At 46.6% G+C, this 15422-nt stretch carries 12 protein-coding genes; all 12 read left to right on the forward strand.

Annotated elements, in window-relative coordinates; translation table 11 throughout:
- Positions 1-414: 414 nt before the first annotated feature.
- The 12 genes from AC0YOD_RS10080 (at position 415) to AC0YOD_RS10135 (ending at position 15419) form a co-directional block, all read left to right on the forward strand.
- Positions 415-978 (forward strand): outer spore coat protein CotE, encoded by a 564-nt coding sequence (locus AC0YOD_RS10080; protein ID WP_475799131.1) that lies wholly within the window; start codon positions 415-417, stop codon positions 976-978.
- Between the two features lie 124 nt (positions 979-1102).
- Complete coding sequence (locus tag AC0YOD_RS10085; RefSeq protein WP_475799132.1) at positions 1103-2545, forward strand: putative amidoligase domain-containing protein; 1443 nt, start codon at positions 1103-1105, stop codon at positions 2543-2545.
- Positions 2546-2762: 217 nt separating this feature from the next.
- On the forward strand, positions 2763-5384 hold the full coding sequence (gene mutS, locus AC0YOD_RS10090; RefSeq protein ID WP_475799133.1) for a DNA mismatch repair protein MutS: 2622 nt from the start codon (positions 2763-2765) through the stop codon (positions 5382-5384).
- A gap of 26 nt (positions 5385-5410) precedes the next feature.
- Positions 5411-7537: a DNA mismatch repair endonuclease MutL gene (gene mutL / locus AC0YOD_RS10095; protein ID WP_475799134.1), complete on the forward strand. Its 2127-nt coding sequence runs from the start codon at positions 5411-5413 to the stop codon at positions 7535-7537.
- Complete coding sequence (locus AC0YOD_RS10100; protein WP_475799135.1) at positions 7534-8310, forward strand: class I SAM-dependent methyltransferase; 777 nt, start codon at positions 7534-7536, stop codon at positions 8308-8310. Before mutL ends, AC0YOD_RS10100 begins: the two co-directional genes overlap by 4 nt.
- Positions 8307-9320 (forward strand): tRNA (adenosine(37)-N6)-dimethylallyltransferase MiaA, encoded by a 1014-nt coding sequence (gene miaA / locus AC0YOD_RS10105; RefSeq protein ID WP_475799136.1) that lies wholly within the window; start codon positions 8307-8309, stop codon positions 9318-9320. Before AC0YOD_RS10100 ends, miaA begins: the two co-directional genes overlap by 4 nt.
- Positions 9321-9337: 17 nt before the next feature.
- Complete coding sequence (hfq, locus tag AC0YOD_RS10110; RefSeq protein ID WP_475799137.1) at positions 9338-9583, forward strand: RNA chaperone Hfq; 246 nt, start codon at positions 9338-9340, stop codon at positions 9581-9583.
- A gap of 148 nt (positions 9584-9731) precedes the next feature.
- Positions 9732-12215, forward strand: a complete 2484-nt coding sequence (locus tag AC0YOD_RS10115; RefSeq protein WP_475799138.1) for a transglycosylase domain-containing protein — start codon at positions 9732-9734, stop codon at positions 12213-12215.
- A 17-nt stretch (positions 12216-12232) separates the two neighbouring features.
- Positions 12233-12880 carry a peptidylprolyl isomerase gene (locus AC0YOD_RS10120; protein WP_475799139.1) on the forward strand — a complete coding sequence of 216 codons (648 nt, stop codon included), beginning with the start codon at positions 12233-12235 and terminating at the stop codon, positions 12878-12880.
- A gap of 225 nt (positions 12881-13105) precedes the next feature.
- Positions 13106-13663 carry a ribonuclease FAU-1 family protein gene (locus AC0YOD_RS10125; protein ID WP_475799140.1) on the forward strand — a complete coding sequence of 186 codons (558 nt, stop codon included), beginning with the start codon at positions 13106-13108 and terminating at the stop codon, positions 13661-13663.
- Positions 13660-14328, forward strand: coding sequence for a YdcF family protein (locus AC0YOD_RS10130; RefSeq protein ID WP_475799141.1), 669 nt, complete (start codon positions 13660-13662; stop codon positions 14326-14328). Before AC0YOD_RS10125 ends, AC0YOD_RS10130 begins: the two co-directional genes overlap by 4 nt.
- Before the next feature lie 98 nt (positions 14329-14426).
- Complete coding sequence (locus tag AC0YOD_RS10135) at positions 14427-15419, forward strand: AAA family ATPase (RefSeq protein ID WP_475799142.1); 993 nt, start codon at positions 14427-14429, stop codon at positions 15417-15419.
- The last annotated feature ends 3 nt before the right edge of the window (positions 15420-15422 follow it).

The following is a 15422-nucleotide window of genomic DNA, read 5'->3' on the forward strand; positions in this document are numbered from 1 at the left end:
GATAAGAAGAAAAAGGCGCAGGTTGTTCTCACTTGGATTAGTTTCTGAAAAGAGAACCTCCTGAAGCGTTTGAAGTGCTTAAAGAGCTGTGGTGAACCTTTTACGATGCAAAATGGTATGGGGGATATTCGGAGTTTTCTTTACAAGCTATTTGCTATACGTATTCATAAACCGCGAAGATGCGGAATAACATAAAAAAGATCTACCGATAAAAGGCTTCGCAGTTGGCTTCTAGTCATATTTTGGCTGCTTTTCTTTTACTCTCATACATATGGAGCGAGCTGAATTGGAGAGAAAAGACAATGTTTTAAGGCGTTTGCAAAATAAATTTGTTGGATCAGACTTGTTTAATCAACAAACGCCTACGTCCAGCATACACTTTAAATGAATGATTGTATGGAGGAGGTTAAATCAATGACTATTGCAGATAAACAGCTCCAGTACAGAGAAATAATTACTAAGGCTGTCTGCGGCAAAGGTCGTAAGTTTTCCACTGCAACCCATACCGTAACACCGCCTCATCATCCGACTAGTATTTTGGGTGCATGGATTATTAATCATCAATATGAAGCGGTTCGTTCGGGAGACGGTATTGAGGTTATTGGTACTTACGATATCAATATTTGGTATTCGTACAGCAAAAACTCGCAAACGGACGTGGCGAAGGAATCAGTGAGTTACGTTGAGCATGTCAACCTATCTTATGTAGATCCGAAGCATCGGCCAGCTACTGTAGAAGTGTCTGCCGATGTGATTCAAGAGCCTAACTGTATTGAAGCTAACATTTCATCGAACGGCTCAGGTGTTGTCGTTCGTGTAGAACGTGAGTTTTCTGTAGAGTTAGTCGCCGAGACTAAGGTTTGTGTAGCCGTTCTTCCAGGCGGTTGCGGCGACCTGGACGGCAAGGATTTGGAATTCAGCCTCGGCGATGACGATTATGAGGATTTGGATCCAGATTTGCTGGACGATGAGCTGTAAGCAAGCCGGGAAGCTTTGCTGTTAAGGTATCATATGCTGCGCGAGCGGCAAATTCGAGGGCGAAAGCCCTCTCTTTTTTTTGATTAATAAAAAAGGGCTCATTATGAAGAAGGCGGGAAACGCGATGGCTTCAACATGGATTTGGCGTGGCAGCTATGATCGGTTGGAGAGAGTTACTTTTGGAGATCGAGATGTCCTTATGTCTGGAGAGCAAAGCGGTACGCCGCTTCATGCACAGTCTTGGACAGCTGTGTCCTCAGGCGATGCGGTAATTGCATGGTCAACTGCCCGTTCCATTGAAAGTCATCGATTTAAAGGTGCATGGGTACTGAATGTTAATGGTCACCTTACAGCATGTATGACATCCGAGGAGAAGTATCGTATATGGAAAAGAGCCGGCTTATGCGGGGGATCGCCGATTGTAAATGAACGACTATATCGGATTAGCATTGTTCATTTGGAGCCTGTGGAGATGCTGCGTATTGATGCTGCTGGCAGACCTTATAAGGGCAAGCCCCTCATTCGCGCAGAAGCAGGTGAAGCGGTAAGTATCGGGCAATGGCCGGAGGACCCAGCTATGAGGCGGGTGGTACGCACCGCCGTGGGGGCTCTTTACGCGCTAGGCCTCGATATCGGCGAGGCTGAGGTCGCGCTGGGCGGGGACGGGCGTACAGCCGTCCGAGCAGCTTGGCCGACGCTGAGGGATACGATGCTGGAGGCTGCGATGCTGAAGCGATTCGCCGCGTGGCATGCGGCGGTGAGAGCGGAGTCTGCGGATCGTCCGCCGCTGCTAATCGGCGCTGATCCGGAGTTTGTGCTGGTGACGCCGGGAGGGAAGGTCGCGGCGGCGTCACGTTTTTTTGGAGCTGGCGTCGGCGGGGCTGCTGGAGCCGATGCTGTGCTCATTGGGCGACGGCTGCTCTATCCCGTCGCCGAGCTGCGGCCAGAGCCGGCGGAGGACCCCGCCGGGCTCGCCGCGAATGTACGGCGGCTATTGCTCCGCGCCGCCAGCCGCATCAGCGACCCCGCTTTGCGCTGGGCCGCTGGAGCAATGCCCGTACCCGGGCTGGCGCTCGGCGGGCACATTCACCTCAGCGGAGTGCCGCTTACGACACGCTTGCTCCGCCTTCTCGACAGCTGCGCGGCTTTTCCGCTAGCTCTCGTAGAGGACCCCGCCGGGCGGGCCCGCCGTCCTCGCTACGGAACGCTCGGCGATTTCCGCCTGCAGCCGCATGGCGGGTTCGAATACCGAACGCTGCCAAGCTGGCTTATCTCGCCAGCAGCGGCAAAAGCCGCATTCGCGCTGTCGCTTCTTTGCGCACGCGAATCTGAAACCTTGACTAACATACCTGCTCTTGATGAACGGTATGTTGCAGCATATTACGCCGGCGATCGCACAGAGCTCGCAGGCTGCTTCGATAGTTTGGCGACATCCATCGCCGGCACGGCAAGTTACGAAGCGTTAGCGGCATACATCGAGCCGCTGCTTGAAGCGGTGCGGCGCGGTTCCGCTTGGGATGAGAGCACGGATATTCGCATCAAATGGCGAATTCCAATGAACAAATAGATCAAATACTAATCATGCCATAACGAAGAGGCAGGTACGGAAATACGTACCTGCTTCTTCGTTATGGCGTACTAGCATTCCGCTTGGTATAATAGATATCTGATGTTTACTGCATGTCGAGCAAGAGTTCAGTAGATTTCCGAATCATAATTAATCATATTAAATATTAATTCGCGGAGAAGACTTCGCTTTATTAATAACGTTGAGGGGGATCGGAATGGCTGGATATACTCCGATGATTTTGCAATATCTTGCAATAAAAGAACAAGCGAAGGATGCTTTCCTATTTTTTCGGTTAGGCGATTTTTATGAGATGTTTTTTGATGATGCCATTGCGGCTTCACGTGAGCTGGAAATAACATTGACCGGCAGAGAGGGCGGCGCCGAGCAAAAAATACCGATGTGCGGCGTACCTTATCACTCCGCCGAGAATTATATAAGCCGATTGGTTGAAAAAGGCTACAAGGTAGCTATTTGTGAACAAGTCGAAGAAGCTTCGGCGGCAAAAGGAATGGTTCGTCGAGAAATTGTTCGAATTATTACACCGGGTACGGTTATGGAATCCAAATCACTTGAAGGCAAGGCCAATAACTTTATTGCGTCTGCGGTTAGCGTGGGCGGCATGATGGGAATTTCGGCTTGTGATTTATCAACAGGCGAACTTTATGTCACGTCTTTCCCATCGCATTTGGAAGGGCTTGTTGACGAGATAAATGTGTATCAACCGTCTGAGATCGTTGGCGATGGTGAGCTTCTGAGCCGGATTGAGACAGCAGCAGCTTGGAACAGACAAATGCTGCTTACTCCGCGTGAGGCAATGAGCCCAGAGAAGCTTGCGGAACAATATGGTGATGCCGAATTGAGCAAATTATCAGGCGCACGCTTGCAAGCTGTAAGTGTCTTAACCGGCTACCTGGATGAGACGCAGAAGCGCTCTCTCGGACATGTTCGTACTATCTCTACCTATGAACCGAATCAATATATGATTTTGGATCACTATACGAGAAGAAATTTGGAGCTTACAGAAACGGTGCGTGACCGCAATAAGAAAGGCTCGCTTCTATGGCTGCTTGATCGTACACAAACCTCCATGGGTGGACGGATGCTGCGCCGCTGGATTGATAAACCGCTGTTAAGCAGTACCGCTGTCGAAGCTCGCTTGGATGCGGTAGAGATTTTGTATCGCAACTTAATCTTGCGCGATGACATTCGTGCAGAGCTCTCTCCCATTTATGATTTGGAGAGGTTAGTCGGCAGGGTTGCTTTCGGAAATGCAAACGGTCGTGATCTTAACGCTCTTCGCAGCTCCATCCGTCGTATACCGCAACTGACAGCATTATGTGAGCAATCTGGATCAAAAGTTCTCCAAGCTCTTGTAGAAGGTGCGGATAATTGTTCAGATTTGGCTGATTTAATCGAAACGGTTCTCGTAGACGAGCCGCCTATTACCATTCGTGAAGGGGGACTTATTCGCGCTGGATATGATGCGTATTTGGATCAGCTGCGAGAAGCGAGCACGAACGGGAAGAAATGGCTTGCGGAGCTAGAGGTTCAAGAGCGAGCGGCGACCGGCATCAAAAATTTAAAAATCGGCTATAACCGAATTTTCGGCTATTACTTAGAGGTTTCCAAAGCGAACCTTTCAATGCTCCCTGAGGGAAGATATGAGCGCAAGCAGACGCTAGCGAATGCAGAAAGATTTGTGACGCCTGAGCTGAAGGAGAAGGAAAGGCTTATTCTTGAAGCTGAGGATAAAATGGTCGATTTGGAGTATGAACGCTTCATAGAGCTTCGAGACCATTTGGCTTTACACCTTCATAGGCTGCAGAAGGCTGCCGCTGTTATTGCAGAGCTTGATGTGTATCAATCACTCGCTACTGTCAGTGCGGAGCGTCGTTTTGCAAGACCTAGAGTTACAGAAGATTATGATCTTCGAATCGAGGATGGCAAGCATCCTGTCGTTGAGGCCATGATGGACGGCACTCCATTTATAGCCAATAATACGGAGCTTCAAAAGGACGAGCAGTGGATGCTCCTTATTACAGGACCCAACATGGCAGGGAAAAGCACCTATATGCGTCAAGTCGCCCTGATTTGCATCATGGCGCAAATTGGCTGCTTCGTTCCAGCGAAAGGGGCAGTCGTTCCGTTAATCGATCGTATTTTCACAAGAATTGGGGCTGCTGATGACCTAATTGGCGGACAAAGCACGTTCATGGTTGAAATGAAAGATATTCAAGTGATGACGGAGAAAGCAACATCTAACAGTCTCGTCATTATTGATGAGCTTGGACGCGGCACCTCGACAGGTGAGGGCATGGCTATCGCACAAGCGGTAATTGAATATGTTCATCATCATATTGGCTGCAAAGCACTCGTATCCACACATTTCCATGAGCTTGCGCATCTTGAGGAATCATTGCCTTCTCTTACAAACGCACGTATGGCAGTTGAGGAAAGCGGCGATAATGTAACGTTTCTTAGAAAGTTGATTCCAGGAGCAGCCAGCACGAGTTATGGTATCTACTGTGCTCAGCTGGCAGGACTGCCTCAGTCTATAATTGGCCGAGCTTACGAGCTGCTGGATGATGATTCCATCGAGGGAGCAGGATCAAAGACTGCCGCTGCTGCTGACAGGGTAGCGGAGCCTCGCGGAATCGTTCAGCTTTCGATTTTTGATGAACCAGCTGCGAGTCTAGAAGTTGAACCGCCAAAGCGCAAAGTAAATCCGAAAGCGGAAGAGCTGGCAGATCAGCTTCGCAAGCTTGATTTATTTAATATGACACCTATGCAAGCGATGCAGTGGTTGAATGATAGAAAGAGTAAATTAAACGACTAGTTAAGCAGGAAGGGAATGGTGAGGTCATGGCCAAAATAAAAGTGCTGGACGAGCAGCTTGCCAACCAGATTGCTGCCGGTGAGGTCGTTGAGCGACCAGCTTCTGTTGTAAAGGAGCTGGTTGAGAATGCGGTCGATGCAGGCAGCACGACTGTCGATGTAACCATTGAAGAGGGCGGCTTGACACTAATCCGTGTTCTGGATAATGGATTTGGAATTGAGGCGGGGGATATTGTTACTGCCTTTCAACGTCATGCAACGAGTAAAATTGCGACGAGCAGCGATCTGTTTCGGATAGCGAGCCTAGGCTTTCGGGGAGAAGCGCTCCCCAGTATTGCCGCTGTATCGCGCTTACAGTGCGTCTCTTCTGAGACTTCTACAGGTCTTGCGCGCCGCATCGTTATAGAAGGCGGTACGGTTACCGTTGACGAACCGGCGAATGCGCCACAGGGTACGGATATTACGGTGCGAGATTTATTTTATAACACTCCGGCTCGGTTGAAATACATGAAAGCCATCCAAACAGAGCTAGGTCATATTTCAGATTTTATTAACCGAATTGCACTTGCTCATCCGGGCATTGCATTTACCTTCACCCATAATGGCAATGTACTATTGCGAACGCTCGGTACAGGTGATAGATTGCAGGTTATTGCTGCTGTTTACGGTTCAAACACAGCTAAGGTCATGCTTCCGATAGAAGCGGAGACAGCTGATTACGAGCTTCGCGGTTATATTTCCAAGCCTGAGCTGACACGCGCGAATCGAAATGGCATTACGGCTATTGTGAATGGTCGGTATATTCGCAGCCATACAATTAATCAGTCCTTGTTGCAGGCTTATCATACCTTGCTTCCCATTCATCGATTTCCGCTTGCGGTTATCGAGCTTGGCATGCATCCAAGCTTGCTCGATGTCAACGTTCATCCTTCTAAGCTGGAAGTGAGATTCAGTAAAGAGCCTGAACTAAGATCATTAATAGAGGATGCGGTTAAAGCTGTGCTTAGCCGTCAGCGTCACATTCCTGGTCCGGAGTCGAGCACGAAGCCCGAGCGTTCTAAGGCTCTGTTTGTACAGGACGTCATTTCCTTTCATCGACCTGAGCCTATGAGTGATGGGTTTAAGCCCTTCTCTGCGCAAAATGCACAGGAGGCTCGTACAAATCAGCAAACTCGTTCCTCACAAGGTACTGGCGGAGGACAGTCAGCTTCCTATAATACCTTCCAGCAAGAGCGTGAGTATGATCCGCGCAATGCAGCAGAGAAGCTGTATGCTCCGCCTTCCACATTAAAGCCGGAAGAGCTTGCTGTTCGTGAAGTTCAAGCGCCTTGGGAGCAATCAGCTTCCACCACAGCGCAAAGCAGCAGTTTAGAAGAAGCACAATTGTACTCTAAAGCAGATGAGAACATCCCATATACGCCTAATAACAATGAGCAGAACGCAGGTTATCTGAAGACCAGTGAAGGAAGGGAGAATTCGTCTCCAGCTGCTTCAGAATTGTTAGAAGTACCTTATTCATCTCAAGCGGATTCCGTAAATACCCATTCCGATTCATCCGAGAAGCCGATTTTTCCCGAGCTTCACTGGATTGGACAGCATCATGGTACATACATCGTGGCACAAGCGGAGGATGGATTGTATTTAATTGATCAGCATGCGGCGCATGAACGGATAAATTATGAGTATTATTTTCAGAAATTTGGAAATCCAGCAGCTGCCAGCCAACAGTTACTGGTACCGCTAACCCTTGAATTCACAGCAGGTGAAGCATCACAGCTTAGGGATCTTCTTCATTTGTTTGAGGGGGCCGGTGTGGAGCTTGAAGCCTTTGGTTCCCAAACGTTTCTGGTTAGATCCTATCCGGAATGGATGCCTCAAGGAGAAGAAAAAGAAATACTGGAAGAAATGGCAGAGCTGATTCTCTCTGAACGGAAATCAATTAATATTGCCAAGCTTCGTGAGAAGGCAGCTATTATGTGTTCTTGCAAAGCTTCAATTAAAGCAAATGATCGCATGAACCGTGAGGAAGGTGATTCATTGCTTGCAAGACTGGGTAATTGTCAACAGCCCTATACTTGTCCGCATGGGCGCCCGATTATCGTGCATCTATCGACGTATCAGCTGGAAAAAATGTTTAAGCGGGTGATGTCGTGATCGTTACAACAACGGCTAAGCCTTCCGAACGTTCAGCAGCGCAAGCATCAAGGCTTGCTGTCGAGCTGAATGCAAAGCTGTTAGATCGCAAAAACCTTACTGTTAACAAGCTGCTTACACTCACAGATGACCAGCGACTTATTGTCGTTACCGAGCAAGAGGTGCGTTATTATGATGGACAATCAGAGACACCTCTTTATTTTCATCCCAGTATGGCATTTGTCCGTGTGAAACGACTTCGCCGCGGGGAGACAGATCCTTTGATCCAGCTCTCAGGCTGTGAATCGGGTGATCATATTATTGATTGCACCGCTGGCTTGGCATCTGACTCCTTGGTTTTCTCATTTGCAGCAGGAGAAAACGGTCGGGTAACCGCAATTGAAAGCCAGGCGGTATTATGCGCACTCGTACGTGAGGGTCTCGCGAGATACGAAACAGGTCTGAGCGATGTGAATGCCGCAATGAGACGAATCGAGATGCGCTGTGTGAATCATTTGGATTATTTAAAATCTATGCCGGATAAAAGCGCAGACATCGTTTATTTTGATCCTATGTTCAGGCAGCCCCTTAAGGAATCAAGTTCAATGGAGCCTCTTCGAGGCATTGCGAATATGGATGCTTTAACTAGTGAAGTAATCAATGAGGCAAAGCGAGTTGCTAGAAAAAGTGTATTACTTAAAGAAAATGGCATTAGTACGGAATTTGCACGCCTCGGATTCGAGCGGAGGCATGTGAATACCTCGAAAATAGCATATGGAGTGATCGAGCTTTGAATGAACAAACAATTAAGGAGCCATTGACAGTTGATCAAGCAGCTCCGCGCAAACAGCCATTGCTTGTCCTCATCGGACCTACAGCGGTAGGGAAAACGCGCATGAGCCTTGATATTGCCAAAGCATGGAATGCAGAGATCATCTCTGGTGACTCTATGCAGGTTTATCAAGGAATGGATATAGGCACAGCCAAGCTGCCATTTGAAGAGCGCGAGGGCGTTCCTCATCATCTTATTGACATTTGCGATCCTGCAACTGCTTATTCTGTAGCTGATTTTCAGGCAGGAGCTACTGAGGCAATCAATGATATTGCAAGTAGAGGCAAGCTTCCTTTCATCGTGGGAGGAACAGGTCTTTATGTAGAATCTGTCTGCTATGGTTTTCAATTTGCGAATAATGGCTCCGATGAGGTCTTTCGGCAGGAGCAGGAGCGTTATGCAGCTGAAAATGGTGCGGAAGCCCTTCATGCACGTTTGGCAGAAATAGATCCAGAAGCAGGCGAAAGACTGCATCCCAATGATCTCCGCCGCGTAATAAGAGCGTTGGAGGTTTATCATCTGACGGGTCAGACCTTCTCAGAGCAGCAAGCAGGCCAAACGAAGGAGTCGCCATACGAGCTTTGTATCATCGGTTTGACAATGGACCGTGCTGAATTGTATCGTAGAATAGAAGAGCGGATAGATGTAATGATGGAGCAAGGTCTTGTAGAAGAGGTTCGAGGGCTGCTAGAGCGCGAATTGCCACCGCAGGCTGTAGCTATGCAAGGACTAGGCTACAAAGAGATTGCTCATTATTTGAATGGACATCACACGCTGGAAGAAGCAGTAGAGACACTCAAAAGGGATACGCGCAGGTTTGCCAAACGTCAATTGTCATGGTTTCGCCATATGAAGGATATTCATTGGATCGACATGGAACTAAATTTTCACAACAATTTACTAACCATTCATGATATAATAGCAGGAAAGTTTCAAGTTAATCTTGAATATACTTCTAATCAATCTTTTTAAGACGGGGGTAACGTCCAATGAACAAGTCGATCAATATTCAAGATACGTTTCTTAATCAGCTGCGGAAAGATAACATACCTGTTACTGTTTTTTTAATGAATGGATTTCAAATTCGGGGCGTTATTAAAGCGTTTGACAACTTCACGATCATTATTGACAGTGAAGGCCGTCAACAAATGGTGTATAAACATGCGATTTCTACGTTTACCCCGCAGCGAAATGTCTCACTTATGCAGCCGGATAACAACCATTCTGATTCATAGGAATAGTTTTTTTGAAACTTTCTAATATCAGGTCTCGTTTAACTAGATAGCGGCATGCAAGAGCAACCCGCTCCCAAGCGGGTTGCTCTTTACGTTTCGTGGAAAAGATAGAGAGAAGAAATAAGGCACACCAGGAGGGGATTCGGCGATGGCTGAGCGACCAAGCAACAAAACAGTTCCGAAGAAAACGGCAACTAAGAAAAAAGGACGAAAAAGAATATCGGGCAAGAAATGGTTTTATGGGTTCTTCTTTACGGCAGTTATCGCAATTATTTGCGGTATTATCGGTTATCTGTTTATTATCCTAAATGGAGAGCGGATTCTGACCGAAAAAGGAGATAAGCTTGATTTTGGAGAAACATCGATTATTTATGATGTTAATCAAAACGAAATTGCACGATTAAGTGCGGAAGGAAATAACCGTGAAACGGCGGAGTTCTCAGAACTTCCTGAATTGCTGACAGAAGCCATAGTGGCCACTGAGGATCAACGCTTCTATACGCACTCAGGCATCGACTTCTTCTCAATCGGCCGTGCAGTTGTGAAAGACGTTATTGCGCGAAGCGCGGTAGAGGGCGGAAGTACGATTACGCAACAGCTTGCCAAAAACGTATTTTTGACAGCGGACAAAACATTTTTCCGTAAAGCTACTGAGGCTTCAATTGCAGTTGCGCTTGAACACAAAATGTCCAAGCAGCAAATTTTGACCATGTACTTGAATCGGATTTATTTCGGTAAAGGTGCTTATGGTGTTAAAGCAGCTTCGAAATTCTATTTTGACACGGACGTAGACAAGCTGGAGCTATGGCAAATCGCAACACTAGCGGGAATGCCTAAGGCGCCAAGCCGTTATAATCCAATCTCCAACCCGGATGATTCGATGGCCCGTCGTGCCGTTGTATTGAAGCTCATGAACGATCAGGGCTATATTACGACAGCCGAGATGGAGGAAGCTAAGGCAGTTGTCTATGAGGTTCCAGAGAATCATGAGGATAAAAAGGTAGAAAAATATCCAGCGTTTATTGATTATGTTGTTCAAGAAGCGATGGAAATGACTGAGCTTACTGAGGAACAGCTGCGTATTGGCGGATATCGTATTTATACAACACTTAATGTAGATGCGCAGACCGCAATGGATAAAGAAATTGACGATGATGATAACTTTGAGAAAAGCGTCGATGACAGACAAGTTCAGACCGCAATGGTTATCATTGATCACCGTGACGGATCGATTCAAGCTTTATCTGGCGGACGAGACTATCAGAAGAAGGGTCTTAATCGTGTTGGACTTCAACGTCAGCCGGGCTCTGCTTTAAAACCGATCATCTCCTATGGTCCTGCTCTTGAAACGGGAAAATACTTCCCATGGACCGTACTTGCCAATGATAAAAAATGTTATAGCAATTACTGTCCTACAGATCGTTGGGGGGCAACACCAGTTACGATGCAGCAAGCAATCAAAGACTCACGAAACTTGGCTTCCGTATGGATGCTGAATCAAGTTGGTCTGAAGAGCGGTTTCGAGTTTGCTAGCAGACTGGGCATCGAATTGGAGAAGGAAGACAGAAACTTGACGGCTGCTCTCGGCGGTCTGTCAAAAGGTGTGACAACCATGCAAATGGCTACAGCATTCAGCGTATTTGCAAATGGCGGGAAATCGGTAGATCCTCATTCTATTTTGAAGATCGAAGGTAAAAATAATTATAAAAAAGAATACAAGGCACCGGCATCGAAACAGCTTATGTCACCTCAAACAGCATGGTATTTAACCTCCATGATGCAGACGGTTGTTGAAAAAGGCGGTACGGGTGCAAGAGCTGCCATCAATAGACCATTAGCGGGTAAAACCGGAACAACACAGCATGGTATTCCTGGTTACAGAGGTGATGGTATCCGTGATGCATGGTTCGTTGGATATACACCAGAGTGGACAGGTGCTGTATGGATGGGATACGATAAGACAGATAAGGATCATATCCTAAAGACTGGCAGTAGACAATCGGCTATTCTATTCTCGAAGGTTATGAAGGCTGCAATGAAAAATGTTCCACAATCTAGTTTCATTAAGCCTCAAGGAACGAAAGAAGATACACCGCCGGCAAGCATTAAAAATTTTAACGCTGTATTCATTCCTGAGGAGATGAAGGTACAGCTTTCATGGGATCCGATCCAAGACGGAAATGTAACCTATGAGGTATTCCGTAAGGAAGCTTCGGAATCGGAATTCACTCGATTCGTAGACTCGCTTAAATCAACCGGGGTAGATGATATGAGTGCTTTCCCTGGTCTGACATACGAGTATTACGTGGTTGCATACAATGCTGAAACGGATGAGCAAAGTGCGCCTTCATCAAAAGTTAAAGTAGTTATTCCAGAAACGGATATCAATCCGGATATTCCGATGGAGCCTGTTCCAACCGAACCTACTGGCGAAGAACCTACACCGCCAATTGACGGAGAAGGCGGAGAACCAACGGAGCCTGGAACCACACTGCCTCCAGAGGCAACACCTAAACCAAGTGATGGCAATGGAACAGAAAATCCAACTCCAACGCCTATTACCGATAATGGTACAGGTGGCGGCAACACAAACAACGCATTAGGAAACACTGGAACCGGCGGTAATACGTAAGGATAGGGTGGTTAGTAATGGCGGATAGAAAGAAAACGCGATTCCTTTCCTTTATCATGCTGATCGCCATAGTCGCACTTGTTGCAGGCTGTGGCGGTAAGCGAGATGCAGGACAAGCAGTCGGAAACGCGGAGGCATCCCCGAAGACGATGAGTTGGGCGAAAATGCCTGAGATGCAAATTGACCTCGATAAATCGTATTCAGCGAAGTTTCACACTACGAAGGGCGATTTTACAATCAAATTATTCGCCGATGAAGCGCCGGTAACGGTGAACAACTTCATATTTTTAGTACGTGAAGGTTTCTATGAAGGACTCGATTTTTATCGTATTATTGAATCATTTATGATTCAAGCAGGCGATCCTAAAAGGAACGGGAAAGGAAATCCTGGCTATTCCATTCCGGATGAGCTTGGCTCAGACATAAAGTTTGAAGAAGGAATTGTAGCCATGGCGAACTTTAGCGAGCCGAATACGGGCGGGAGTCAATTTTTCATTTGTACAGGACCCGACGCAGCTAATTTGAACCGTCAGCCTAACTATACAATTTTTGGCAAAGTGGAGAAGGGTATGGATGTTGTAAAGACTATTTCCCAAACTCCGATAAAAAATAATTTGCCAACCGAAAGTATTATCATTGAATCCATTGATATTGAAGAAAACTAATGAGAATCGCTGTCCCAAAGGGGCAGCGATTTTTTATTTTGGACAATGAAGCTTGGTTTATTTTCGTTGTCTGCTGGAGATGGACGTTAAGTTATGGTAATCTTTTTTTATAGGAAGATTTCAACAGTCGTTAGTCGCATGTTGGTTATTGCTCCACCAAAACTAAGAGGTGCATTCGCATGTAGTAACGGGTAATACCCGAATGACCGGAAAGGTACGTTCCGTATGAAGAGAAAATTTTCAGACCGGGCCAACTGGAGGCGTATCTTGCGCAAAAGCTATTCGTGCCTGGCGCTTGACGGCGAGGAGTTCAGAGGTCTCGTTACATTCTATCGCATACATGAGTTGCGTGAGCCGTTGTGGAAGGAATATAACGGACGAAAGCTTTGCTTGGCTGACCGAGGTTATTTATGGATGCAGCATTTTCCTAAGGGCGAGCATTTTGTGGTCACGACGATGTTTGATGATAAGGGTCGCGTTGTACAGTGGTATATTGATGTATGTAAGACTCAGGGTTTGACGGATCAGCAGGTGCCTTGGTTTGATGATCTATATCTAGATGTTGTTGTGCTTCCAAGCGGAGAAGTATTTCTTATGGATGAAGATGAACTTGAGGACGCTCTTAAGCAAGGTGACGTGAACGGCAAAGATGTTGCGCTTGCAAAGAAAACGGCTGGCAGATTGCTTTCCAGTATTCGTAATGGACGATTTCGATATTTCACACTTAGCCTGAAGCATCGCAAAAGCTTGCTAGAACGTACAGGAGAGCTAAGCGAATCATGAGGGCTGCAACGAGCAGAAGGAGCAGACCGCGTAAACGTTCCAAAAAGAATCATACGTGGCTGCTCCTGTTTCGTGTTGCTGCTTGGCTAGTATGCGCAGGCGTGTTTTGGTGCGGATATTTATTATGGTTAATTAATGGGTTTGAAGCGGACAAGCCAATTGCAAAAGCGGATGCTGGCATTGTGCTTGGTGCAGCGCTTTGGAATAATGCTCCTAGTCCAGCCTTGAAGGAAAGACTAAACCTTGCTTTCCGGTTGTATGAGGAGGGTGCGGTAGGCAAGCTTATTTTATCTGGGGGATTGGATGCAAACGGGGCTACCAAAACGGAAGCTGAGGGCATGCGCGACTATTTAATTGCAAAAGGTATTTCAGCTGACAAGCTGTTGCTAGAAGATAAATCGACGAGTACCTATGAAAATTTATTGTACAGCAAAGAAATTGCAGCTCAAAATAAGTTGTCTAAGCTCGTTGTCATTACTCATGACTATCACGCAGCAAGAGCGAAGGAAATAGCCAAACAGCTTAAATATAAGGGATTTCAAGTGGCAGCAACAAGCTCACTTGTTTTAAATCCTGTTTATAATGAATCGCGAGAAGTACTTGCCTTTACGAAATGGAAGCTGGACTGGTTGCTTCTTACTCTCGGAATTCGCTCTTCTGTTTAAGGGTTGTAAATCTGCTAATATGCAACTGCAAGATAGAATAAACTTGTAGTGCGGTTAGCCGCTATAGCTCTTGATGCAAAGGATAGGTGATGCGACAGATGAGTGGTAACGTCATATCTGGACCTGGCAATGGAAATGGCTCCGCAAGACCTTCCCGCCAAATCAATGTGGTCCTAAGAAGCCAAGAAACCTTTCAGAGCGGAGCATCTGCGCATGCGCTGGATGTGGAGCCGATTCCAGCTCTCAAACCGCTGCCGAGTGTTGATCATTATGCAGATATACAGAAGGAACTAGAGCCGATGATCGGCATGGAAAATGTGAAATCATTGGTCTATGAAATATACGCTTTGCTTTATATTAATCGAATGCGCTCCGAAGCAGGCTTATTTGGCGGTTCTCATGTGTATCATATGATTTTCAAGGGAAATCCGGGCACTGGGAAAACGACGATTGCAAGAATTGTTGCTAAGCTGTTTCAGAAGATGGGTGTCTTGACGAAGGGTCATATGATTGAAGTAGAGCGAGCCGATCTAGTAGGCGAATATATTGGACATACGGCTCAAAAAACACGTGATTTGGTTCGAAAAGCTATCGGTGGGGTACTATTTATTGATGAGGCCTATAGTTTGGCACGCGGGGGAGAAAAAGATTTCGGCAAAGAGGCTATCGATACGTTGGTAAAAGCAATGGAGGATAATCGGAATCAGTTTGTGCTTATTTTGGCAGGCTATCCTTCGGAAATCGATGACTTTCTGCTTACTAACCCTGGTTTGCCATCAAGATTTCCAATTCAAATTGAATTCCCTGATTATACCGTCGATCAATTGATTCAAATTAGCGAGCTAATGGTCAAAGATCGCGATTATATTTTGATGCCGCAAACGATTTTTAAGCTGAGGCAGCATTTGATGCAAGAAAAGTTAAATGCAGAGTTTTCGTTCAGCAATGCAAGGTATGTTAGAAACGCTATTGAGAAGGCTATTAGATATCAAGCGGTTCGCTTGCTTACACAATATGCGAGTTCCGTTCCGGCAAAGCAGGATCTAATGACAATCAGGCCGGATGATTTGAAATGGGATACTAAGCTTTAAACA

Source organism: Paenibacillus sp. J31P13 (assembly GCF_056269295.1).

Excerpts from the sequence above, each read along its gene's own strand:
- AC0YOD_RS10080 (WP_475799131.1), top strand. The coding sequence starts at position 415 with ATGACTATTGCAGATAAACAGCTCCAGTACAGAGAAATAATTACTAAG.
- AC0YOD_RS10085 (WP_475799132.1), top strand. The coding sequence starts at position 1,103 with ATGGCTTCAACATGGATTTGGCGTGGCAGCTATGATCGGTTGGAGAGA.
- mutS (WP_475799133.1), top strand. The coding sequence starts at position 2,763 with ATGGCTGGATATACTCCGATGATTTTGCAATATCTTGCAATAAAAGAA.
- mutL (WP_475799134.1), top strand. The coding sequence starts at position 5,411 with ATGGCCAAAATAAAAGTGCTGGACGAGCAGCTTGCCAACCAGATTGCT.
- hfq (WP_475799137.1), top strand. The coding sequence starts at position 9,338 with ATGAACAAGTCGATCAATATTCAAGATACGTTTCTTAATCAGCTGCGG.
- AC0YOD_RS10115 (WP_475799138.1), top strand. The coding sequence starts at position 9,732 with ATGGCTGAGCGACCAAGCAACAAAACAGTTCCGAAGAAAACGGCAACT.
- AC0YOD_RS10120 (WP_475799139.1), top strand. The coding sequence starts at position 12,233 with ATGGCGGATAGAAAGAAAACGCGATTCCTTTCCTTTATCATGCTGATC.
- AC0YOD_RS10125 (WP_475799140.1), top strand. The coding sequence starts at position 13,106 with ATGAAGAGAAAATTTTCAGACCGGGCCAACTGGAGGCGTATCTTGCGC.
- AC0YOD_RS10130 (WP_475799141.1), top strand. The coding sequence starts at position 13,660 with ATGAGGGCTGCAACGAGCAGAAGGAGCAGACCGCGTAAACGTTCCAAA.
- AC0YOD_RS10135 (WP_475799142.1), top strand. The coding sequence starts at position 14,427 with ATGAGTGGTAACGTCATATCTGGACCTGGCAATGGAAATGGCTCCGCA.